The organism is Streptomyces sp. SID5643 (assembly GCF_009872555.1).
GTDB classification, from domain to species: domain Bacteria; phylum Actinomycetota; class Actinomycetes; order Streptomycetales; family Streptomycetaceae; genus Streptomyces; species Streptomyces iakyrus.
On sequence record NZ_WWIC01000278.1, the window covers coordinates 1 to 21271 of the forward strand.

The window sequence follows — 21271 nt, forward strand, 5'->3', positions numbered from 1 at the left end:
GCCTGGATGTCGCGGGCGGACCAGTCGTTGAGGAGGCACAGCCCGAACACGTGCTCGCGGAAGTCGCCGAGGGCCACCGGCGCGCCCATCCGGGAGGGCACGCCGACGACGAACCCGACCTCGGCCTCGATGTCCAGACGGACGGACGGGCCGAAGACGGGGGCGGCGTCCGAGGGTGCCTTGCGCTGGCCGGACGGGCGTGCGATCTCCGTGCCGGAGACGACGACCGTGCCGGAGCGGCCGTGGTAGCCGATCGGCAGGTGCTTCCAGTTGGGGGTGAGCGAGTCCTCCGCGTCGGGGCGGAAGATCTGCCCGACGTTCCGGGCGTGGTTCTCGGAGGCGTAGAAGTCGACGTAGTCCGCGACCTCGAACGGCAGGTGCAGGGTCACCGACGACAGGGGGTGGAGCAGCGGTGCGACGGTCTCGCGGTGGGACGGCACGGTCACCCAGGCGGTCAGCGCCCGCCGCACGTCGGACCAGGCGGTGCGGCCGGCGGCCAGCAGCGGGTTGAGGGTCGGCCGCGCGAGCAGAGAGGCGTACGGCGAGCCGAGCGCGTGGGCCGCCGCGCCCGCGTCCAGCACGTGGTCGCCGAGCCGGACGCCCACGGTCCGGTGGGACGAGCCGGGGAGGGAGAACACGCCGTACGGCAGGTTGTGCGGGCCGAAGGGGTCGCCCTCGGGGACATCGAAGGGGGGCATCGGGTGCTGCCTCGCTTTCGGGTGCGCCATGTCGTCGCCACGTGTTCGTGGTCGTGCCACACGTTACGGGTGACACGCCGGTCCTGGGCAGAGTCCGAGGAGGCTCAGACGGACGAACGGGGCAGGTGGGCCCGGGTGGGACCGGACGGGGCGACTCCGGCGCGCCGGACGGGACGCCGCATTCGTACGTGCCGGAAGTTATCCACAGGACGCGACGCAATCTTGACGGAGCGGTGCGAACGGGGCGACTCTGGGCGGGTGCCGGAAGGCCTCGGGGAGGGGGCTTTCCCACGGCACATCTGGGGGGCGGATGGCCATAGGGGAGGCCGGTCCGGGTTCGGTGCGGCATGGCGCACAGCCGAAGCGGCTGGAAGAGGCCATGCGCGTCCGGCTCGGCCGGGAGTGTGTGTACGTACCGTCGTGCCGTTTCGGGCTGTACGTGGCGCTGCGCCACTGGTGCCCGCCCGGCGGACGGGTGCTGATGTCGCCGGTCAACGACGACGTGATCTTCTTCGTCGTGCTCGCGGCCGGACTGCGGCCGGTGCAGGCGCCGTTGAACCCGCTCGACGCGTCCATCGACGTCGATGCCGTGCCGGACGAGGTGTGGGGCTCGGTGTCGGCCGTGCTCACGACGAACCTGTACGGGAACCCGGACCCGGCGCCGCGCCTCCGGCAGAAGTGCGACGCGCTGGGGATCCCGCTCTTCGAGGACGGGGCGCACGCGATCGGCAGCCGGGTGGGTGACCGACCGGTGGGGGCATGGGGCGAGGCCTCCGTGTTCAGCCTGTCCAAGCATGTCGGGGCCAAGGCCGGGGGCATGCTCTCGCTCGCCGACCCGGGGCTGCGTGAGGCGGTGGAGAAGACCTGCGCCGGGCTGCTCGCCCCGCGCCGGGCCGGTGCCGAACTCGCCTACCTGGTCCGGCCGTACGCGGAGGCCGCGGTGCGCGGGCTGCGGCTGCGGCGCGCCGCCTGGTCCGCGATCCGGCTGCTGGGGCTGGCGGACCGCGAGGAGATCCGGATGCCGCTGCGCCCGGACGAACTCGCCCTCGCCGCCCGCCACACACCCGGGCTCGACGCCCACCACCCGTGGCTGCGCGTCGACATGCACGACTACCGCCTGGAAGGCGGCCGGTTGCGGCTGCGGCGCATCGGACACAAGCTCGACCGGCTGGACGACGTCCTGGAAGCCTGCCGGGCGGGCACGGAGCTGCTGCTCTCCACGCCCTGGGCCAAGCCGCGTGACGCCTACGGCACACAGCCGTTGTTCCGTGTGCCGCTGTTCGTGGCCGACCGGGACGCGGCGGTGGCGGCTCTGGCGCGACAGGGCATCGTCGTCGGCTACCTCTACGACCCGCCCCTCGACGACTACGCCGGTGCGGAGTTCACCGACCCCTCGCCGGCCCCCGAGGCGGCCCGCTGGTTCGCCCGGCATGCGCTGCCCGTGGATCCGCTGCGGGCGCGGACGGTCGCAGAGGTGCTGGAGCGGTCCGGAGCGCGGCCGGTGCGGGCGCCGGGCGAGGGAGAGCTGCCCGGGAGCGGGCCGACACCGGGAGGGCTGGGACAGTCCCGTGACTGAGATCCAGGTGCACGAGCCCGCCGCCGCGCGCACCGACGGCGGCGGGCCGAAGCCTACCGACGGCGACCACACCCACGACTCGCTCTTCAAGAACGCCTACTTCCTCATGCTCAGCACCGGCGTCTCCGCCGTACTGGGCCTGGGATTCTGGCTGGTGGCCGCCCGCTACTACTCGGAGGAGGCCGTCGGCCAGGGCTCGGCCGCGATCGCCGCGATGCGGCTGCTCGCCAGCATCACGGCGACGACGATGATCGGCGCCGTCGTCCGCTTCGTCCCGCGCGCGGGACGCCGGACCGGGCGCCTGGTGTGGGGCACGTACGTGGCCAGTTCGCTGGTCGTGGCCCTCGCGGCCGCCGTCTTCCTGCTCACGCTCGACGCGTGGGGAGCGTCCTACGCGCCCCTGGGCACGCCCGTGGCGGGAGCGGTGTTCGTCGCGGCCTGCGTGGCCTGGGCGCTGCTCACCCTTCAGGACGGGGTGCTCACCGGACTGCGCAAGGCGGAGTGGGTGCCCGCCGGGAACGCGGTGTTCTCGGTCGGGAAGCTGGTCCTCCTGGCCGTCTTCGCCGGCATGCTGCCCGTGCTCGGCATCTTCGTCTCCTGGGCGGTGGCGATCGCCTTCTCCACGCTGCCGCTGGGCTGGCTGATCTTCCGCAGGCTCATCCCGCGCCAGGCGGAGGCCGACCGCGACAAGGAACCCCCGAAGATCAAGGACATGGGCCGCTTCCTGGCCGGGGACTCGCTGGGCGCGCTGTTCAGCCTGGCGATGATCAACCTGCTGCCGGTGATGGTCGCGGTCCGCTTCAGCGCCGCCGAGAACGGCTACTTCTACGTGGCCTACACCGTCGGCGGCACGATGGAGTTCATGGCCATCAACATGGCCTCGTCGCTCACCGCGCACGCCTCGCACGACCCCCGCCAGCTCGCCGACGGCGTCCGGGGCGCCCTGCGGCGCATGACGCTGCTGCTGGTCCCGGTCGTGACCGTGCTGGTCGTCTTCGCCCCGTACATCCTCACGCCCTTCAGCCCCGACTACGCCGAGCACGGCTCGACCGTGCTGCGGCTGCTGGCCCTGGGCGCCCTGCCGCGGGTGGTGGTGGAGCTCTACATCGGCGTACTGCGCGTCCAGGGGCGCACGGGTGTGCTCGCCGCGCTCCAAGGAGCCATGTGCGCCCTGGTGCTGGGCAGCGCGGCCGTGCTGTTCACCCCGTCCGGGATCGCGGGCGCGGGCTGGGCGGTGCTGCTGAGCATGACGCTGATCGCCGTCGTCTCCATGGCCGGGCTGCGCGCGGCCCTGCGCCACGACGACAGCGCGCCGGCCGCCCGCACGCCCGCCGCCCCCTCCTACGGCACCCACTGGGCGAAACTCAACGCCACCGCCGGGTACGGCACGACCTGGGCCCGCCGGGCCGCCTATCAGCCCAAGGAGGGCGACCAGGACACGGTCACGCTCTTCATAGGGCGCCCCGGCTACGAGCGCGAGGCGCTCCAGGCGGACACGCTGGCGCTGATCGTGCGGCCGGAGGGGCCGGCCGGGCAGCCACCACCCCACGGCTCCGGGGAGCCGGACGAGGAGCCGCGGGAGCGGCGGCTCAGAGGTGCCCTGTGGAGCCTGCTCGGTGTCGCCGTCGTGTTCTTCTGGGCCCCGCTGCGCGACCTGCCGTGGCTCGACCGGGCGTCCGAAGCGGCCCTGACCGGCCGTCAGCTCCTGGAGGGCCTGCCCCTGCCGTCGCTCACCGCGGGCGGCCTGCTGCTCGTGGTGTTCGTCGCCGCCGTCACGCTGAGCACCCGGCACGACCCGTGGCTGCCCGGCACGGCGCTGGGCGCCGCCCTCATCGCCCTGTACGCCGCACCGGCCGCCCTCGGGCGGGAACCGCAGGCGGTGGACGGGGCGTTGTATGAGAAGACGGCCCGCTTCCTGGCGGACGCGGTGGGGCTCTCCGGGCCGGAACCGCTGCTGCGCTGGGCGCCGCCGCTCTGCCAGTTGCTGTGTCTCGTACCACTGGGGCTGCTGCTGGCGAGCGCGGGCGGGCGGCTGCCGTGGCCGGGGCGCTGGGGGGTGCTGTATCTCGTCGCGGTCGGCGGCTGGGTGTGGCGCGACGCGCTCGCATCCCTCGCGCCGCCCCTGCTCGTCGCCCTCACACTGCTCCTGCTGTTCCACCGCGCCGTGACGGCCCGGGCACGGACCCGCACCACAGCCTCGACAGGCCCCTCAGCCGGCCGAACGGCCGACGAACCACCGAGCGGCCCGCCCCCCGACTGACCGGACCCGAAGCCGAGACCGACCCGGGCCCCGGGCCGACAGAGGCCGAACAGAGCAGACGCCGGCAGAGGCCGGACAGAGGCCGGCAGAGGCCCCGAAGAACAGAGGCCGACAAAGGCCCCGAAGAGCCGAACAGAGCCGAAGAGAGCAACCGCCAGGGGGGAACCACCGTGCGTCCGCCAGTCACACCGAGGGAGAGATCCACGCCAGAACCCACACCCGCACGGGACGGCGCGACCACCCCCGGCAGCGGCCCCGAGACGGCCAGCCAGTCCTCCAGCCCCTCCTCCTCGGAGTCGTCGAGCCCCGCCCATGAGCCCGTGACGGATCTGTCCGACCTGCCCCCGGCCCGGTCCGGGCGCCGCGCACCGGCCTGGCCGGGTGTGCCGCTGCTCGTCGCGCTCGCCCTGTGGACGTACGCGGTGCGGCACACCGATGTCTCGCGGCTCGACGACTACGGGCTGGTCAGCGCGCTGCACCCGGCCTTCTGGGCGGGGCTCGCGGTGCTCACCACCGGCTTCTGGTTCACGGTCCGCGACGCGCGCCGGCCGGGCGCCTGGTCGGCGGCGTACGTGCTGGGCCTGCTGGTGATGGAGCGGGCCACGCAGGCCCTGCTCTACCCGACGCCGCTGTACGCCTGGGCGTGGAAGCACGAGGCGGTCATCGACCATCTGCTGACGGCCGGCGGTCTGCAGACGGCCGATCAGGTCGGCGACATGGCGGTGTACGACCAGTGGCCGGGCTTCTTCGCCGCACAGGCCGCCCTTCAGCGGCTGCTGGGCGTGGACTCGGCGGCGATGTTCATGGCCTGGTGGCCCCTGGTCTCCAGCCTGATGCTGCTGCTCCCGCTGCTGCTGATCTACCGCACCTTCACCGAGGACCGGCGGCTGATCTGGACCGCGGTCTGGCTCTTCTACGTCGCCAACTGGGTCGGGCAGGACTACTTCTCCCCGCAGTCCGTGGCGTACGCGCTGCACGTGGGTGTCCTGGCCGTCGTCCTGCGCCGCTTCGGCCGGTCCGCCGTGCGGCGCGGCCGGCCGCGCCAGGCGGTGTGGACGGTGGTGATCACCGTCATGATCGTGGCGATCGTCATCTCCCACCAGCTCACTCCGGGCATGCTGGCCGTCTGCCTGCTCGCACTGTGCCTGAGCCGCCGCTACCGCGACTGGGTCCCGCTGGCCACGACCGTGGTGATCTTCCTGGCCTGGTGCCTCACGGCCGCGCTGCCCTTCCTGTCCGCGGCGATGCCGGACATGATCCGCTCCATCGGCGACGTCGGCGCCAACGTCGAGACGGGCTACGGAGCCACCCCGACCGGCGCGGGAGCGATCGCGACCTCCTGGGCGGCCCGGCTGCTGTCCGGCTCCGTGCTGCTGCTGGCGGCCGTCGGCGTGCTGCGCCAGCGGGTGCTGCGCCACCGTGCCCGGCCCCTGCTGCTGGTCGCGGCGGCCCCGCTGCCGATGTTCGCGGCGAGCAGCTACGGCAGCGAGATGATCTTCCGGGTGCTGCTGTTCATGCTGCCCGGCGCCGCCTTCTTCGCCGCCGCGGCACTGCTGCCCAGGGTCCGCACCCTGGCCGCCGACGCCGCCGAGCGGGAGACCGGCACCCCGCAGGCCACCGGCGCCGCCCGGCCCCGCCGGTGGGGTATCGGCACCTGGGTGCCGCTGGCCGCGCTGCTCGGCGGCACCCTGGCGTTCGTCCCGGCCTACTCCGGCAAGGACCGGATCAACTACTTCCCCCCGCAGGAAGTGGCCCTCGTACGGCAGCTCTTCGACCAGGCGCCCGAGGGCTCGCTGGTCGTCGCCGCCAACCGCAACTACCCGGACGCGTACGCCTCCTACGGGAGCATCGGCCACTACTGGTTCCTCGACGACGCCCGCAGCCACGTCGACAAGATCGTCCGGGACCCGGCCGCCACCCTCGCCGACGACATGGCCGGGGTGGAGCGTCCGGCCCGGGCCTACTTCCTGCTCACCCAGGGGCAGCTGGCCAACTCCGAGATGAACGGGCAGCTTGACAAGGCGCAGCTGGACCGCATCCGGACGTCCGTCGCCGCCTCGCCGCGCTTCCGGCTGGTGGCGGAGAACGGCGCCGGATGGCTCTACGTACTGAAGCAGTCAGGGGGAGCGGAGCGATGACACCGCAGGAACTCGTGGTCCGGATGCTGCCCCCGTTCGGCGGCTGGCTGGCGCTGGCCGCGCTCGCCCTGCCCGGCGGATCACCGCTGCGCGGCGCCGCGGTCGTGCTCTTCCTGGCGGCGGGGCCGGGCGCGGCCGCGGTCAGAGTCTGCGCCCCCGCTCTGGGTGCGCGGCCCGCAGAGGGGCCGGTGGAGCGCCGGGACCCGGACTTCGCCCGCCACTCCGACCTGCTGGAGCGGCTGATGCTGACGCTGTTCCTGAGCATCGGCGCCGTGATGCTCGTCGCGACCGTGCTGATCGCCACGCACACCTTCAGCGCGCAGCGGGTGCTGCTGACGCTGACGCTGCTGACCACGCTCGCCGCGTTCTGTCCGCCGCTGCGCGCCTCCCCGCCGCCGAGGACGACGCCGAGGACACCGAAGGGTTCCGCTCAGTGAGGTTCAACCGCCCCCACCGTCCCTTTCGCCGCACGCCGAGCACGACCGGAGGACAGCACCGGAAGGATCCGCACCAGGCGCAGTCCGCCGGCCCGCCGGCATCCGGCCGGCGCCGCTTGCTGATCACATCTGCCACGGTCGTCGGCGCGGTCCTGGTCGCCGGACTCGCCCTGCGGGACGCGTCAGGGCCGGAGCCGGGGGCCGCCGGTTCCAAGGCGGACTGCCGCCCCACGGCCCTCCTGGAACCCCCGTGCGGCGCCTGGTTCGGGGCCTTCGTGCCGCACGAGCGGGACGACCTGCCGGAGAAGGTGCGCGCCTACGAGAAGCGCGTGGGCCGCGAGCTCGACATCGTGTACACGTACCACGACATGTCCCTGCCCGAGGGCACCCGGCGCGAGGGCCAGCTGCTCACCCCGGAGGAGCGGCGCGTCGGCGAGGACCACCTGCTGCTGCTGTCCTGGGAGAGCAAGTGGTGGGGCGGCACGAAGCGGCAGCAGCCGACCTGGAAGCAGATCGCCGCCGGCGAGCTGGACGACAAGGTCATCGACGTCCAGGCCCGGCGCATCAAGGACTACGGCAAGAAGGTGTTCCTCTCCTTCGACCTGGAGATGGACACCCGCACCCCGGACAACGGCACGCCCGCCGACTACGTGAAGGCCTACCGGCACATCCACGACCGCTTCCGCGCACTGGGCGTCGACAACGTCGTGTGGACGTGGATCACCACCGGGTACCTCGACCACGCCGATGAGATCGAGAAGATGTACCCGGGCGACGACTACGTCGACTGGGTCGGCTACAACCAGTACAACTACTACCGCTGTCACGAAGCGGGCTGGCTGACCTTCGCACAGACCCAGAAGGCCACGCACGACTGGATCCGCACGAACATCTCCGACGACAAGCCGCTGATGCTCTCCGAGTTCGGCACCGCCGCGGACGCGAACCGCCCGCAGCGGCAGGCCGAGTGGTACGCGGAGGTGCCCGGGGTCCTCAAGGGCCTGGAGGGCGTCAAGGCGGCCCTCCAGTGGAACTACCGCGACCCCGGGCCGCACTGCAACCTGGCGCTGGCCAACGACGCGGCCTGGGACAGCCTGCGCAAGGCGGTCTCCGACCCGTACCTCAACCAGCCGCTGCGCTAGGCCGTGTCCGCCCGGATCAGCCCGCGAACTCGGGCCCGTGCAGCACCGCACGGGCCCGCCGGTACCAGCGCCAGGCGATCGTCCTCGGCCCGTCGCGGTACGGGGCGACCCGTGCGCCCGCCCCCGCCAGCCAGCCCTCGACGTCGGCGACGGTGTGGGTGCGGCGGACGATGAGCCGGGCGATGCGGTAGCGCTCGTCGCGGTCGGAGCTGAGGGCGTGCCGCACGGCGGTCGCCGTCTCGTAACCGGCCCGGGCCGACATCGCCCGCACCCGGGGGCTGTTGTAGCCGTGCGGGTAGGCGAGGTGCCGGATCTCGTGCCCGAGGGCGTCCTCCAGTACGGCCTTGGAGGTGCGCAGCTCGTACGCCAGGGCCTTGGCGGACAGGGTGTCGAGCTGCGCGTGCGTGACGGTGTGGCTGCCGATCTCCATGCCGGAACGTTCCAGCTGCGCCGCCCGGTCCAGGGTCATCATCGGGGCGGGCGGCAGCAGACTGCGGCCGCCCGGGGCGATGGCGCCGGTGGTGAGGTAGGCCGTGGCGGGCAGCGCGCGGGCGGCCAGGGCCTCGGCGGTGGGGCCGGGCAGATCGGCGAACCCGTCGTCGAAGGTGAGCAGCACGGGCCGGGGCGGCAGCGGCGCCCGCCCGGCCAGGTGATCGGCGACCGCACTGATCGTCACGGGGGTGCGCCCGCTGCGGACCACGGCGTCGAGGTGCGCGCCGAACTGCTTCGGCGTGACCGTGAACTCGGCTATCCAGTCCGGCGGATCGTCCATCACGGAGTGGTACAGGAAGACGGGGATGGCGGGAGTGCCGTGGGCACCGGGCGGGACTATCGGTCCCTCACCCTCCTGCGCACCCCGCTCCGCCCGGCCTCTGCCGTCCGTCTTCATCTCGCCCCCCGGGCCGTCTCGTAGCGAGCGGTCGCGCGCAGCGCGCGCCGCGCCTTCACATAGCCGGCCGGGCCGTACAGCATCCCCCTGCGCTGCAACCGCGACAGCCGCCGCGGCCAGGGATGCGTCCGCACGTCGTGATCACCCGGCGTCCCTCCGCCCTCCGCCTCGCGTACGGCGGTCAGCGCGCGGGCGTGGGCCAGACCCCGCGGCAACCTCGCGAGGAACGCCGGCAGCAGCGCGGGCCGGTTCACGAGCACCGCGGTGAGGTACGCCGTGAGCCCGGCGCCGTAGCCGTACGCCTGGGTCTCCAGGTCCCGCCAGGTCTCCCGGTGGTGGTGCCAGACCAGGGCGTACGGCGTGTAGCGCAGCCGGTGGCCCTGGGCCAGGACGCGCACGAAGCCGTAGAGGTCGTCGCCGCCCCGGGCGGCCGTACCGGCGCCGGTGGCCGGGTCGAAACCGCCGACGGAACGCAGCACCGCCGTCCGGAACGCCATGTTCGCGCCCGAGCCGAACCGCCCGGCGGTGAACGGGAACAGCGGCTCGTCGCCCGGAGGGCGCGCGGGGTCGTACGTCCTTGGAGTGAAGCCCTTCGCGAAGCCGCCGTGGCTCTCCAGCAGCACCTGGGCCGGGGTCGTCAGCCGCGCGGGCAGGATCAGCCCGGTGCAGCAGCCGAGTCCGGCGTCGGCGGCGAAGGGCGCGCTCAGCTCGGTCAGCCAGCGCGGGTCGGCGACCACGTCGTCGTCGGTGAAGGCGACCACCTCGCCGCCGACGGCGTCCAGCCCGGCGTTGTGCGCGGCTGCGAGCCCCGGAACAGGCTCGCAGACGTACCGCACGCGCTCGGCGTACTTCCGCTCGATCAGCTCCCGCGTCTCGCTCGTGACGGGCGCGTTGTCGACGACGACGATCTCGAACCGCGGATGGTCCTGCGCCAGCAGCGAGTCCAGTGCCCGGGCCAGCTGCCCGGCGCGCTCGCGGGTGGCCACGACGACACTCGTGAACGGTGGTTCCCCGGGTTCGCCGAAGACGGCCGGCCCGCACTCCGCCCGCGCCCGCTCCGCCAGCACCGCCCGGGGATCCGCCCCCTCCGGAACCCGCCCGAGCAGTGTGCCCACGGGACGGCCAGCCCGCCTGACCAGCACGAAAACCTCGCCGTGTGTCACGGGCGGGCTCCCCGGGCCGGGTCTGAGCACCGCCTCGTCACCGTCGAGGTCCAGCTCGGCGACCTGCACCGCCCCGATGTCCAGGAACCGCCGGATCTCCTCCTGCGCACGCGCCGAACGGGCCATGCGCCCACCCCCCTTGTGTGTCAGGTACGGCGCAGCCGAGCCGCGCCCTTCAGCGTCCGCGCGGCCAGCGACGCGAGCCGCGGCCTGCTCCGGACGAAGCTGTGCGCGCGGCGCGTGGGCTCGCGGCTCAGCCAGTGCAGTGCCGCGCCGGCCCCCGGCCGGGTCACCGCACCCTCGTACACGGGCAGTTCGCCCGTCTTCAGCGCGTCCTTGTACTCGGCCGCGCCCCGCCCCAGGTCGAGCATGCCGATGCCGTCGGCGGCCGCCGCCTCGGCCATGCGCAGGTGCAGCACGAGACCGGGCGAGAACTTCGCGAACTCCGGGTCGTAGGCCGGGAACCAGCAGGCCAGCACCGAGGACGAACGCAGTCCGAAGTGCGCGGCGACGGGCCGCTCACCGGCGTACAGCACCGACAGGGTGCCGCTGCACTCCGGTGCCCGGGTGCGGGCCAGCTGTCCGACGAGCCGGGTGATCCACTCCTGGGCGAACCGGTCCCGGCGGCCGGTCCTGCGGTACTGGGCGGACTTCCACTCCATGAGCGTGCGCAGCGCGGCCGGTTCGCGCTCGTCGAAGACGAACCGCAGCTCGCCGCTCTGCCGGCCGAGCCTGCGCTCCTTGGCCAGGGTGGTCTTCAAAAACTTCGGCGACTGCGAGCGCAGCACCGACTCGTACGTCTCGTAGCCCTTCTCCACGTCGATGACGTAGGTGGCGTGCTCCTCGGCCGCGTACCGCACGAACAGCCGCTGCCCGGCCTCCAGGTTGTCGAAGGCGAAGCTCGACACCGAGCAGGCCCTCAGCAGCCGGCCGGTCTCCAGGTCCAGGCCCGGCCGCAGGATCGCGCCCTGCGCGTCCGAGACACCGAGCCCGATCGCCCGGCCCTGCCCCAACGGGCCACGCTCATAGGGCAGGAACCCGGCCGGTTCCGGCCCCTCGTACACCACGGCCACCCGGGCACCCGGCCTGACCCGGCCGACGGCTTCGGTGAACTCCGGTTCCATGAAGGGGTTGCGCGGTGCCTCGGAGGCCGCGCGCAGCGCACGCCAGCGCTCCCTCTCCGCTGCGCCGAGTTCCCCGGGCCCGGCCACGCGTATGCGCCCACTGCTCAACCCGACCCCCCGATCAAGTCCCCCCTGGACACTTGGAAGGTACCGCTCGATGCGGCCTCACGGGTAGGTAGCGGAGCATGTTGTTGCCAACCGGTGCAGAGGCCTTCAACCGGGCACCGGTGTCCCTCGTACGATGAAACGAAGGGGCGCGCTGTCCGTATTCTCTGATCATGGCCGCACCCATCGCATATTCACTCATCGCCACCGATCTGGACGGGACGCTGCTGCGCGGCGACGACACCCTGTCCGACCGGTCCCTCGCCGCTCTCGGGCGGGTGGCGGACGCCGGTGCCCAGCACCTCGTGGTGACGGGCCGGCCGGCGCCCAGAGTGCGGCCGCTCCTGGACGACCTCGGCGCCACGGGGCTCGCGGTGTGCGGGCAGGGCGCGCAGGTGTACGACGCGGGCGCGGACCGGCTGCTGTGGTCCATCACCCTGGACCGGGAACTGGCCGAGACCGCCCTGGGCAAGATCGAGGCCGAGGTGGGGCAGGTGTACGCGGCGGTCGACCAGGACGGGGTCGACGGGCTCACGCTGATCGAGCCGGGCTATCTGATGCCGCACCCGACCCTGCCCGCCGTGCGGGTCGAGCGGCGCGACGACCTGTGGGGCGAGCCCATCAGCAAGGTGCTGCTGCGCCACCCCCATCTGTCCGACGACGAGTTGGCGGCGACGGCCCGCTCGGTGGTCGGCTCACTGGCGACGGTGACGATGTCGGGGCCCGGCACGGTCGAACTCCAGCCGTGCGGGATCACCAAGGCCACGGGCCTCGCGCTGGCCGCCGAACATCTGGGGCTGCGCCCTGCGGACACCATCGCCTTCGGTGACATGCCCAACGACATCCCGATGTTCGACTGGGCCGCTCACGGGGTGGCGATGGCCAACGCCCATCCCGAACTCAAGGCCGTGGCCGACGAGGTCACCCTGTCGAACGAGGACGACGGCATCGCCGTCGTCCTCGAACGACTGCTGGGCGGGGCGGCTCAGTACGGGCCGTTGACGTTGTCGATCGAGCCGTAGCGGTCGGCGGCGTAGTTGCAGGCCGCGGTGATGTTGGCGACCGGGTCGTACGGGTCCCACGACGTGCCGTCGACGTGGTAGGCCTGGAAGGTCGGGTCGATGGTCTGGAGCAGACCCTTGGACGGGGTGCCCTTGGCGGCGTTGGAGTCCCAGTTGTTGATCGCCAGGGGGTTGCCGGACGACTCGCGCATGACGTTGCGGTAGATGCCGTCGTAGGACCCGGGGATCCCCTTCTGCGCCATGATGTCCAGCGCCTCGCGGATCCACCCGTCGAGGTTGTCCGGGTAGGACTTCGCGGAGGCCTGGGTGGCCTGGGTGACGCCGCCGGCGGGCTTCGCGGCCGGCTTGGCGGGGGCGGACGACTTGGTCGCCGTCTTCTTCGCGGCGCTTGTCTTGGTGGTCTTCACCGTCAGCTTCAGACCCGGGTGGATCAGCTTCGGGTCGTCGCCGACGGCGGCGCGGTTGTCCTTGTAGAGCTGCTTCCAGCCGCCCGAGACGTCGTACTTGTCCGCGATGCGGGCCAGCGAGTCGCCCTTGACCACGGTGTACGTGAGGGACTTGGCGGGCTGGGCCGCCTGCGGCACGGACTGTGCTGCGGCGGGTGCGCTCTGGGGCTCGGCGGCGCTCGCGTGCGTGGCGCCGAGGAGCGGCAGGGTGAGTGCCGCTCCGCCGGTGCCGACGGCGATGAAGCCTCGGGTCAGCGGGGTGGTTCTGGGGCGACGGTGCTTGCCTCGTCCGGCCATGGCGATGTTCCTCTCCGGCGCCTGCGAGGTGAGCTGTCGGGTTCGGGCCGGGAGGTGCCCGGCCGCGTGCGGCACCGTGTGCCGTACGCGGCTTCACCCCGAGCCGTGCCGCTGTGCGGACCGGCGACTTACCTGGGTCCCCCGCTCCTGCCACGCGTGAGTGAGTCGGTTCTGTGGGGAGTCCGGGCGGCGGCAGGATTAGGCGTCCGCCGGACAGGGCCGGAACGTATGCGAGAGCACATGTCGGGAACAAGCACCTCAGTCACACATCGCGCGGTTGACCTTGGTCGGGGGTGTTCGGGACGCTTGATCCTTTGCGGGTGCCAAGGCTCAACTGGCGTACGGGGGACGGCGGTACGGGTCCATGCCGAGGTGGGGCGAAAAGGGGGGGCAAGTGATTCAACTCACTGATCACGAGCCTGTAGGGCAATTTTCGCCAAGGGGAATTCGCCTTCTCATCACGGCAAATCGTGCATACTTCACTACCCCTGGGTAAGTCGATTTATATCTGTTCTTATAGGTTGATCGAAAACGTAACGGTCGTGATCGGATACCGCCCGGCCTGTAACCCTGGGTGCTGGCGGTGATCGAAACGTGACCGGATACGCTGGCCGGAGTGAGGGCAGCGACCTATCGACAATCCGCGTAACCACCGGCAGACACAGCAGACAGGAGACCCCTCGTGACCGACGTCGGGCCGTTCGGGCTGAGCGTGCGGGACCAGGCTCTGGAAGCCGATGTCCAGGCCGGACTGGCGGCTGTCGAGGAAGGCTTGCTCGAGGCCACCAAGAGTGAGGTGCCCTTCATCACGGAGGCCGCCCAGCACCTGGTGCGGGCCGGGGGCAAGCGGTTCCGTCCGCTGCTGGTGATGCTCTCCGCCCAGTTCGGCGACCGGTACGCACCCGGGATCGTGCCGTCGGCCGTGGTCGTGGAGCTGACCCACCTCGCCACGCTGTACCACGACGACGTGATGGACGAGGCCGCCGTGCGCCGCGGCGTCGCGAGCGCGAACACCCGCTGGGGCAACTCCGTCGCGGTCCTCACCGGCGACTTCCTCTTCGCCCGCGCCTCGCACATCCTGGCCGACCTCGGCCCGGAGGCCGTGCGGGTGCAGGCCGAGGCGTTCGAGCGCCTGGTGACCGGCCAGATCCTGGAGACGGCCGGACCGCAGGACGGCCGGGACCACGTCGAGCACTACCTCGACGTGCTGGGCGGCAAGACCGGCTCACTGGTCGCGGTGTCGTGCCGGTTCGGCGCGATGATGTCCGGCGCCGACGACACGGTCGTGCACGTCCTGACCCAGTACGGCGAGCGGCTCGGCGTCGCCTTCCAGCTCGCGGACGACGTCCTGGACATCGCCTCCGACTCCCACGAGTCGGGCAAGACCCCCGGCACCGACCTGCGCGAGGGCATCCCCACGCTGCCGGTGCTGCGGCTGCGCGAGCGGGCGGCCCGGCTCGGACTCGCCGAGGACGTCGCCCTGTGCGAGCTCCTCGACTCCGACCTCACCGACGACGCCCGGCACGCCGAGGCTCTGCGCCTGCTGCGGGCCCACCCGGCCCTGGAGCAGGCCCGGCGGGACACCGTCCGCTATGCCCAGGAGGCCCGTTCGGCGCTCGCGCCCCTGCCGGAGTGCACCGCGAAGACGGCGCTCCTGGAGCTGTGCGACGCGGTGGTGCACCGGGCCGGTTAGTCCCGCCTCCCGCACGACCCCTACGGGTCGGGGGAGAAGCCGCCCCTCCGTGTCATACCCCAGCAGTACACGGAGTTGAGCCCGGGGTCTGACGTATCTCCCTGGCCGATTTGGTCAGATGGACACCACGGAAGAACACCACATCTCACCTGTTCGGGTGAGAATGGCGGCTCAGGGACGAGTGCGTGGACGACACGGACAGCCGCCGCCGACCACGGAGGTAGGGCACACATGGCACCGTACGCATCCGACGACAGCACGACCGCCGGAGAGGTCGACGAGCAGCGCTCCGTGCGGCGCAAAGCCGCGCGGTACATCGTCCCGGTCACGGTGGTGGGGGTGGCCGCCGCCACGATCGGGCTGGTCCCCGCGCTCGCCGACTCCGGGGACCCCGACCTCCCGAAGATCACCGCACAGCAACTCATCGAGAAGATCGCGAAGTCGGACGTCCAGCAGCTGTCCGGCACGGTGAAGATCAGCACGGACCTCGGCCTGCCGGACCTCGGCGGCCTGGAGTCGGGCCTGCTGTCCGGCGCCGCGGGCCAGGGCGAGGGCGACTCCTCCGCCGACCCGACGGCCAAGCTCACCGAACTGGCCTCCGGCACGCACACCCTGCGCGTCGCCGCAGACGGCCCGGACAAGCAGAAGCTGTCGCTGCTGGAGAACGCCGCCGAGTACAGCCTCATCCACAACGGCAAGGACGTCTGGGGCTACGACAGCAAGTCCAACGAGGTCTACCACGGCACCTCCTCCGAGAGCCCGGAGCACGGCAAGGACCAGCAGCCGCCGGCCATGCCGAAGGACTTCGCCGAGGAGGCCCTGAAGGCGGTCGACGACACCACGTCCGTGACCGTGGACGGCACCGCCCAGGTCGCCGGCCGGGACGCCTACAAGCTGGTTGTCGAGCCGAAGCAGTCGGGCTCGACGGTCGGCGCGATCACCGTCGCCGTGGACGCGCAGACCGGCACGCCGCTGAAGTTCACGCTCACCCCGGCGGGCGGCGGCCCGGCCGTCGTCGACGCGGGCTTCACGAAGGTCAGCTTCGCCAGGCCGGCCGCCTCCACCTTCGACTTCACCCCGCCCAAGGGCGCGAAGGTCACCGAGGAGAAGGACGCGGGCAAGGCGGATGACAAGGCCTCCGGCGAGACTCCGCGCAAGACACCCGGCAAGCCCTTCGACCTGGGTGAGGCGCCGGGCCGCGAAGCAGGAAAGGGCGCCGGCGGTCACGACGGCATGAAGACCATCGGCGAGGGCTGGACCGCCATTGCCACCTTCGACACCGGCGGCGAGGGCATGCCCTCGGGCGAGGCCGGCGGCGAGTTCGGCGGCTTCATCGACTCCCTCGGCGACAAGGTCCACGGCAGGTTCGGTTCGGGCACGGTCTTCTCCACCCGCCTGGTCAACGCCCTCGTCACCGACGACGGCAAGGTCTATGCGGGCCTGGTCACCAAGGACGCGCTCGTGAAGGCGGCCGACGCCGGCAAGTAGGTCCCGTGGCCGCACGGGACGTCGAGAGAACGAGGAAGCCGATGGGCGAGGTGTCCGCCGGGGAACCGGAGCAGCCCGGGACACGGGCCGATCCCGGGGAACCGGTCATCGCCACCCGCGCGCTCACCAAGCGCTACCGCGGGGGACAGCTCGCCGTGGACGGTCTCGACCTGACCGTCCCGGCGGGCAGCGTCTTCGGCTTCCTCGGCCCCAACGGCTCCGGAAAGACCACCACCATCCGCATGCTGATGGGCCTCATCGAGCCCACCTCCGGCACGGCCCGGGTGCTCGGGCAGCCCATGCCCCGGGCCACCCGCGCCGTGCTGCCGCACGTCGGCGCCCTCATCGAGGGCCCGGCCCTCTACGGCTTCCTCTCCGGCCGCGACAACCTGCTCCGCTACGACAGCGCCGACCCGGCCGCCGACCCGCGCACCCGGCGTACCAGGGTCGCCTCGGCGCTGGACCGGGTGGGCCTGACGGCCGCGGCGGGCAAGAAGGCCAAGGCGTACTCCCTGGGCATGAAACAGCGTCTGGGCCTCGCGGCCGCGCTGCTCCAGCCGCGCCGGCTGCTCGTCCTGGACGAGCCCACCAACGGCCTCGACCCGCAGGGCATGCGTGAGATCCGCGCCCTGGTGAGGGAGCTGGCCTCGGACGGCACGACCGTCTTCCTCTCCTCCCACCTCCTCGACGAGATCGAGCAGGTCTGCACGCACGCGGCCGTGATGGCGCAGGGCCGGCTGATCACGCAGGGGCCGGTCGCCGAGCTGTCCGCCGGGGCGCGCGGCAGGCTGGTCGTGACCACGCCGGACCCGGCGGAGGCGGCCCGGATCCTGAAGGAGCAGGGCGTCGCCGACGTCATCGTCACCGACGAACGGGTGACCGGCGAACCACCGGACCGCGACCTCGCCGAGGTGACCGCCGCGCTGGTGACGGCCGGGGTCCGGGTGCGCGGCCTCACGGTCGAACGGGCCTCGCTGGAGGACGCGTTCGTGGCACTGACGGGGGAGGGCTTCGATGTCGCGGGCTGAAGCGGTGGAACCTGTACGGCCAGTACGGCCGGTGAGCCCCTTGTGGACCTTCGGGCTGCTGCGCAACGAGCTCGTCACCACGTTCCGGCGGTGGCGCACGCTCGCGCTGCTGGCCGTGCTGGCGGGCGTGCCGGTCCTCGTCGGCATCGCCGTCAAGATGGAGACGGGCGACGGCGGTTCGCCCGGCGGCGGGGGAGGCGGAGGACCGGCCTTCATCTCGCAGATCACCAACAACGGCCTGTTCCTGGTCTTCACCGCCCTGGCCGCGACCCTCCCGTTCTTTCTGCCGATGGCGGTCGGCGTCGTGGCGGGTGACGCCATCGCCGGCGAGGCCAACTCGGGCACGCTGCGCTATCTGCTGGTCGCCCCGGCCGGCCGCAGCCGCCTGCTGCTCACCAAGTACGCGACGGTGGTCGTCTTCTGCCTGGCCGCCACGCTCGTGGTCGCCGTCTCGGCGCTGACGGTCGGGGCGCTGCTCTTCCCGCTGGGTGACCTGACGACCATCTCCGGCACGCGGATCAGCTTCGCCGAGGGCCTGGGCAGAGCCCTGCTGATCGCCCTGGCCGTCGCCGCGTCACTGATCGGCGTCGCCGCGCTCGGCCTGTTCGTCTCGACCCTGACGGGCAGCGGCATCGCGGCGATGGCGACGACGGTCGGCCTGCTGATCACGGTCCAGATCCTCGACCAGATCCCGCAACTGCACGCCCTGCACCCGTACTTCTTCTCCCACTACTGGCTGTCCTTCGCCGATCTCATGCGCGAGCCGGTCTACTGGGACGAACTGGCGAAGAACCTCGGCCTCCAGGCCCTGTACGCGGCGGTGTTCGGGTCGGCGGCGTGGGCGCGCTTCACGGCGAAGGACATCACCGCCTAGCGCTCAGTCCTCGTACAGGAACCTGGCCAGGGGCGCCTCCTGCTCGAAGAAGGTCTTGGCGCGGGTCAGGGCGGCGTCGTCGGTCAGCACGTCACCGGGCTTGCTGCCGTTGCCGAGCAGCACCCCGCCGAAGCGCATCCCCAGGTACGCGGCGGAGTTGTGGAGCGTCCCGACGAGCGGGTCGGCGACCACCTCCTGGGTGTGCGCGAGGGCGGTGACGCCCCACAGGGTGCGGCCGGCCATGGTCGCCTTGAAGTCGAGGCCGGGCGTGCGCAGCCAGCCCGACCAGTAGTCCAGGTAGCGCTTGGTCTGCGCGGAGACCGAGTACCAGTACAGGGGCGAGACGATCACGATGTCCGTCGCCGCGAGCGTCGCGTCCAGCAGCCGGGCCACGTTGCCCTCGGTCGGGCGGACGTGGTCGCTGTCGTGCCGCAGGTCCTCGAAGTCCGGCACCGGATGCTCGGTGAGGTCGAGCCACTCCTGCTCGACGTCCGGGGGCAGTTGTTCGGCGGCCCGGCGGGCCAGCAGCTGCGAGTTGCCCTCGGCGCGAGCGCTGCCCAGGACGAAAAGGAAACGGCGGGTCATGGGTGCCCCTCTGGAAGGTCGGCGTGCGACGGTAGCGTGCGTGTGCATCATATGCGTACGCAAGTAAATCTGCCAGGGGTGCCTGTCATGCCTCCCGTGCAACCGCCAGCAGCAGCGCCTCCCGCCCCCGCGGCGCCACCAGTTGGAGACCGGCCGGGCAGCCGTCATCGCCGAAGCCCGCGGGCAGGCTCAGCGCGGGGTGACCGCTCAGGTTGAACCCCCAGGTGAGAGAGGTGGAGTAGCGGTCACCCGGCCCCTCGTGACCGTGCGGGGCGGTGGGTGCCGTCGGGGTCAGCAGCAACTCCGCGTCGGCGAACAGCGCGGCCAGCCGCCGGTCGTTCTCCGCCCGGACCCGCTCGGCCCCGGCCGGATCGGAACCAGGGGTGCGCAGGGCGAGCCAGGCCGGGCCGGGATCCGCCAGCCGCAACGGCACCCGAGGCCGCACCAGCCGCACGGCCCCTGCCGCCACGAGCCGCTCCACCGCGGCCCGGGCCAGCGCGACGGGCTCCGGGTCGGGGTCGGCGAAGCCCAGGTCGGGGGACCAGACAGCCCGCGCGGGGAGGGCCGCCGCGGCCGGTGCCCGTTCCCCGGACATCGCCGTCCACCACAGCCCTGCGTCCGACGCCGAGCGGGCGAGCACCCCGGGAGCCGCGAGTCCCGTACGGTCGGCCGACGGCAGCCGTCCGCGCGTCGTCTTCAGGCCGACCACCCCGCACCACGCCGCCGGGATGCGCACCGACCCGGCCCCGTCGCCGCCCGTCGCCAGTGGCACCAGTCCGGCCGCCACGGCCGCCGCGGCCCCGGCAGACGAGCCGCCCGGCGTCCGGTCTGCCCGCCACGGATTGACGGTCCGGCCGTGGGCCCCGAGCCCCCACGTCTGCCAGGGCGTCCCCGGCCCTGGCACGGAGGTCGCCCCCACGGGCACGCAACCGGCCGCGAGCAGCGGATCCGCCGCGCGCAGCCCGTGCCGCCCCTTCACGGCGAGGGGCACGCCGGCCAGCGGCAGGACGACGTCCGGGTCCCGCCGGCCGAGTCGCGCGTCCACCTCCCGCGCCCGCCGCAGCGCCTCCTCGTGCCACACCTCGGCGAACGCGCACAGCTGCCGATCCGCCCGCTCGATCCGCTCCAGGGCCGCCGCGACGACGTCCGCCGCGCGCAGCTCCCGGGTCCGTACCCCCGCCGCGATCTCCCCGGCCGACAGGGTGACGGCCGTCAGCGGCAGGGCGGTCAGCGTGCCGCTCCCGTCAGCCGGGCCAGGGCCTCCGTCTCACGCGGCGGACGCCCCGGTTCACCCAGGCGCCAGGACGGCACCCACGGCACGCGGTACACGTCGATGACCGACTCCAGCGATCTGACCCGCTGGGCGAGCGGACGCGGCAGCCGGCCCGGGGCGTCCGCCACGAGGACGATCGCGTCCAGGTCGAGCCCCGGCGGTGCCTGGCCGCGCCGGAAGATCTCCACCGCCCGGGCGGCCGTGTCCAGTCCGGCCGCGTGCGTCCGCGCGACCAGCAGCACCGACGGGGGATCACCGGGCCCGGGCCAGGACCGGCCGCTGTCATGGCCGCCGTAGACCGCGGCGAGCGTGGAGACGCCCGCGCCGCCGTGCAGGCCGACCCAGGAGAAGCGCCGCGCCGCGGCATGGGCGTGTGCGGGCTCCGGCAGCCCCGGCTCCGGGGTGGTCACCGGGCCGCGCAGCCAGATCTCCGGCCCCTGTCGCATGCCTGTGTGCATGCCCCTCTCCTCCCTCGTACGCCCGGTCTTCATGCCCTCGGTAACGACCGTGCCGGGGCCCGCGTCCCTTGGGACGAGCCTGTGACACCGTGGTGACGTGAGAAACGGGGGCGAGCGGACACACTCGACAGTAGGTGTACGACGCCCGGTGAGGGGACGATGTCGCGACTCAGCCGCGAGAAGAAGCGGGAACAGAAGCAGGCCGCACACGCGGCGACCCCGGCGGCGCCGATCGACGTCCATGTCCCCGGGCCCGGCACGGACGTGGGAGGGGGCACCGGGGTGTCCGACGGCGCCTCGGTCGGTGGCGTCCCGGTCTTCGCCGCTCCCGGTGAGGAGATCCAGCGGGCCGTCCTGAACCGCCTGCACCACATCGCCCTCGCCACCGGCCACCCCGTCCTCGCCACGATCCGCGACGAGCGCATCGGCTACGTCGTCCCGCTCCGGGTCGATCCGGACGGCTCCAGCCACTTCACGGCCGAGCCGGTCGCCACGGACCCGCCGGACCCGCAGCGGCACGCGCGAGGCGAGGCCACCGGTATGTCACCGGGGGAACAGCACGCCCGAGGCGAGGC

General features: G+C 72.8%; 18 protein-coding genes, 1 pseudogene and 1 riboswitch. Of the genes and pseudogenes, 11 read left to right on the forward strand and 8 right to left on the reverse strand.

The annotated features are described in order from the left end of the window. On the reverse strand, nucleotides 1-698 hold a 698-nt coding region (locus GTY56_RS30745; protein WP_202510966.1), incomplete at its 3' end, for a fumarylacetoacetate hydrolase family protein. Nucleotides 699-1008: 310 nt separating this feature from the next. On the opposite strand from GTY56_RS30745, the gene GTY56_RS30750 reads away from it, so the two are divergent. The 5 genes from GTY56_RS30750 (at nucleotide 1009) to GTY56_RS30770 (ending at nucleotide 8251) form a co-directional block, all read left to right on the forward strand. Further along, on the forward strand, nucleotides 1009-2274 hold the full coding sequence (locus GTY56_RS30750) for a DegT/DnrJ/EryC1/StrS family aminotransferase (RefSeq protein WP_161368560.1): 1266 nt from the start codon (nucleotides 1009-1011) through the stop codon (nucleotides 2272-2274). Then, nucleotides 2267-4534 carry a lipopolysaccharide biosynthesis protein gene (locus GTY56_RS30755; RefSeq protein WP_346345622.1) on the forward strand — a complete coding sequence of 756 codons (2268 nt, stop codon included), beginning with the start codon at nucleotides 2267-2269 and terminating at the stop codon, nucleotides 4532-4534. Before GTY56_RS30750 ends, GTY56_RS30755 begins: the two co-directional genes overlap by 8 nt. Nucleotides 4535-4854: 320 nt before the next feature. Further along, nucleotides 4855-6672 carry a glycosyltransferase gene (locus tag GTY56_RS30760; RefSeq protein ID WP_161368561.1) on the forward strand — a complete coding sequence of 606 codons (1818 nt, stop codon included), beginning with the start codon at nucleotides 4855-4857 and terminating at the stop codon, nucleotides 6670-6672. Further along, on the forward strand, nucleotides 6669-7109 hold the full coding sequence (locus GTY56_RS30765; protein WP_161368562.1) for a hypothetical protein: 441 nt from the start codon (nucleotides 6669-6671) through the stop codon (nucleotides 7107-7109). The genes GTY56_RS30760 and GTY56_RS30765 overlap by 4 nt, the downstream gene beginning before the upstream one ends. Next, complete coding sequence (locus GTY56_RS30770; RefSeq protein ID WP_524540160.1) at nucleotides 7106-8251, forward strand: glycosyl hydrolase; 1146 nt, start codon at nucleotides 7106-7108, stop codon at nucleotides 8249-8251. Before GTY56_RS30765 ends, GTY56_RS30770 begins: the two co-directional genes overlap by 4 nt. A gap of 16 nt (nucleotides 8252-8267) precedes the next feature. Here the strand turns inward: GTY56_RS30770 and GTY56_RS30775 are convergent, their stop codons facing one another. The 3 genes from GTY56_RS30775 to GTY56_RS30785 all read right to left on the reverse strand — a co-directional run bounded on the left by GTY56_RS30775 (nucleotide 8268) and on the right by GTY56_RS30785 (nucleotide 11535). Continuing rightward, complete coding sequence (locus GTY56_RS30775; protein WP_161368563.1) at nucleotides 8268-9023, reverse strand: polysaccharide deacetylase family protein; 756 nt, start codon at nucleotides 9021-9023, stop codon at nucleotides 8268-8270. Between the two features lie 113 nt (nucleotides 9024-9136). Next, complete coding sequence (locus GTY56_RS30780; RefSeq protein ID WP_161368564.1) at nucleotides 9137-10429, reverse strand: glycosyltransferase family 2 protein; 1293 nt, start codon at nucleotides 10427-10429, stop codon at nucleotides 9137-9139. 20 nt (nucleotides 10430-10449) lie between these two features. Beyond that, nucleotides 10450-11535: a GNAT family N-acetyltransferase gene (locus GTY56_RS30785; RefSeq protein WP_161368565.1), complete on the reverse strand. Its 1086-nt coding sequence runs from the start codon at nucleotides 11533-11535 to the stop codon at nucleotides 10450-10452. A 170-nt stretch (nucleotides 11536-11705) separates the two neighbouring features. On the opposite strand from GTY56_RS30785, the gene GTY56_RS30790 reads away from it, so the two are divergent. After that, nucleotides 11706-12554, forward strand: coding sequence for an HAD family hydrolase (locus GTY56_RS30790; protein ID WP_161368566.1), 849 nt, complete (start codon nucleotides 11706-11708; stop codon nucleotides 12552-12554). On the opposite strand, the gene GTY56_RS30795 is transcribed toward GTY56_RS30790, so the two are convergent. Continuing rightward, nucleotides 12518-13297, reverse strand: a complete 780-nt coding sequence (locus GTY56_RS30795) for a transglycosylase SLT domain-containing protein (RefSeq protein ID WP_161368567.1) — start codon at nucleotides 13295-13297, stop codon at nucleotides 12518-12520. The genes GTY56_RS30790 and GTY56_RS30795 overlap by 37 nt on opposite strands. A gap of 3 nt (nucleotides 13298-13300) precedes the next feature. Beyond that, a riboswitch (cyclic di-AMP (ydaO/yuaA leader) is annotated at nucleotides 13301-13470 on the reverse strand. 509 nt (nucleotides 13471-13979) lie between these two features. On the opposite strand from GTY56_RS30795, the gene GTY56_RS30800 reads away from it, so the two are divergent. From GTY56_RS30800 to GTY56_RS30815, 4 genes are all read left to right on the forward strand, one after another. Next, nucleotides 13980-14990: a polyprenyl synthetase family protein gene (locus GTY56_RS30800; RefSeq protein WP_161368568.1), complete on the forward strand. Its 1011-nt coding sequence runs from the start codon at nucleotides 13980-13982 to the stop codon at nucleotides 14988-14990. A gap of 231 nt (nucleotides 14991-15221) precedes the next feature. Then, a complete protein-coding gene (locus GTY56_RS30805; protein ID WP_161368569.1) occupies nucleotides 15222-16478 on the forward strand; it encodes a LolA family protein in 1257 nt (418 codons plus the stop codon). A gap of 41 nt (nucleotides 16479-16519) precedes the next feature. Further along, entirely contained in the window at nucleotides 16520-17506 is a 987-nt protein-coding gene (locus GTY56_RS30810; protein WP_161368570.1) for an ABC transporter ATP-binding protein, read from the forward strand. Then, the gene (locus tag GTY56_RS30815; RefSeq protein ID WP_161368571.1) at nucleotides 17493-18380 is read left to right on the forward strand and encodes an ABC transporter permease; all 888 of its coding nucleotides are present in this window, start codon (nucleotides 17493-17495) and stop codon (nucleotides 18378-18380) included. The genes GTY56_RS30810 and GTY56_RS30815 overlap by 14 nt, the downstream gene beginning before the upstream one ends. 3 nt (nucleotides 18381-18383) lie before the next feature. Here the strand turns inward: GTY56_RS30815 and GTY56_RS30820 are convergent, their stop codons facing one another. The 3 genes from GTY56_RS30820 to GTY56_RS30830 form a co-directional block, all read right to left on the reverse strand. After that, nucleotides 18384-18965, reverse strand: a complete 582-nt coding sequence (locus GTY56_RS30820; protein WP_161368572.1) for a flavodoxin family protein — start codon at nucleotides 18963-18965, stop codon at nucleotides 18384-18386. 85 nt (nucleotides 18966-19050) lie between these two features. Beyond that, nucleotides 19051-20124 (reverse strand): amidase, encoded by a 1074-nt coding sequence (locus tag GTY56_RS30825; protein ID WP_237525111.1) that lies wholly within the window; start codon nucleotides 20122-20124, stop codon nucleotides 19051-19053. Between the two features lie 68 nt (nucleotides 20125-20192). After that, nucleotides 20193-20696 carry a DUF6668 family protein gene (locus tag GTY56_RS30830; protein WP_161368573.1) on the reverse strand — a complete coding sequence of 168 codons (504 nt, stop codon included), beginning with the start codon at nucleotides 20694-20696 and terminating at the stop codon, nucleotides 20193-20195. Between the two features lie 159 nt (nucleotides 20697-20855). Here GTY56_RS30830 and GTY56_RS30835 point away from each other — a divergent pair. After that, nucleotides 20856-21271: pseudogene (locus GTY56_RS30835) on the forward strand (tetratricopeptide repeat protein); the annotation flags it as partial.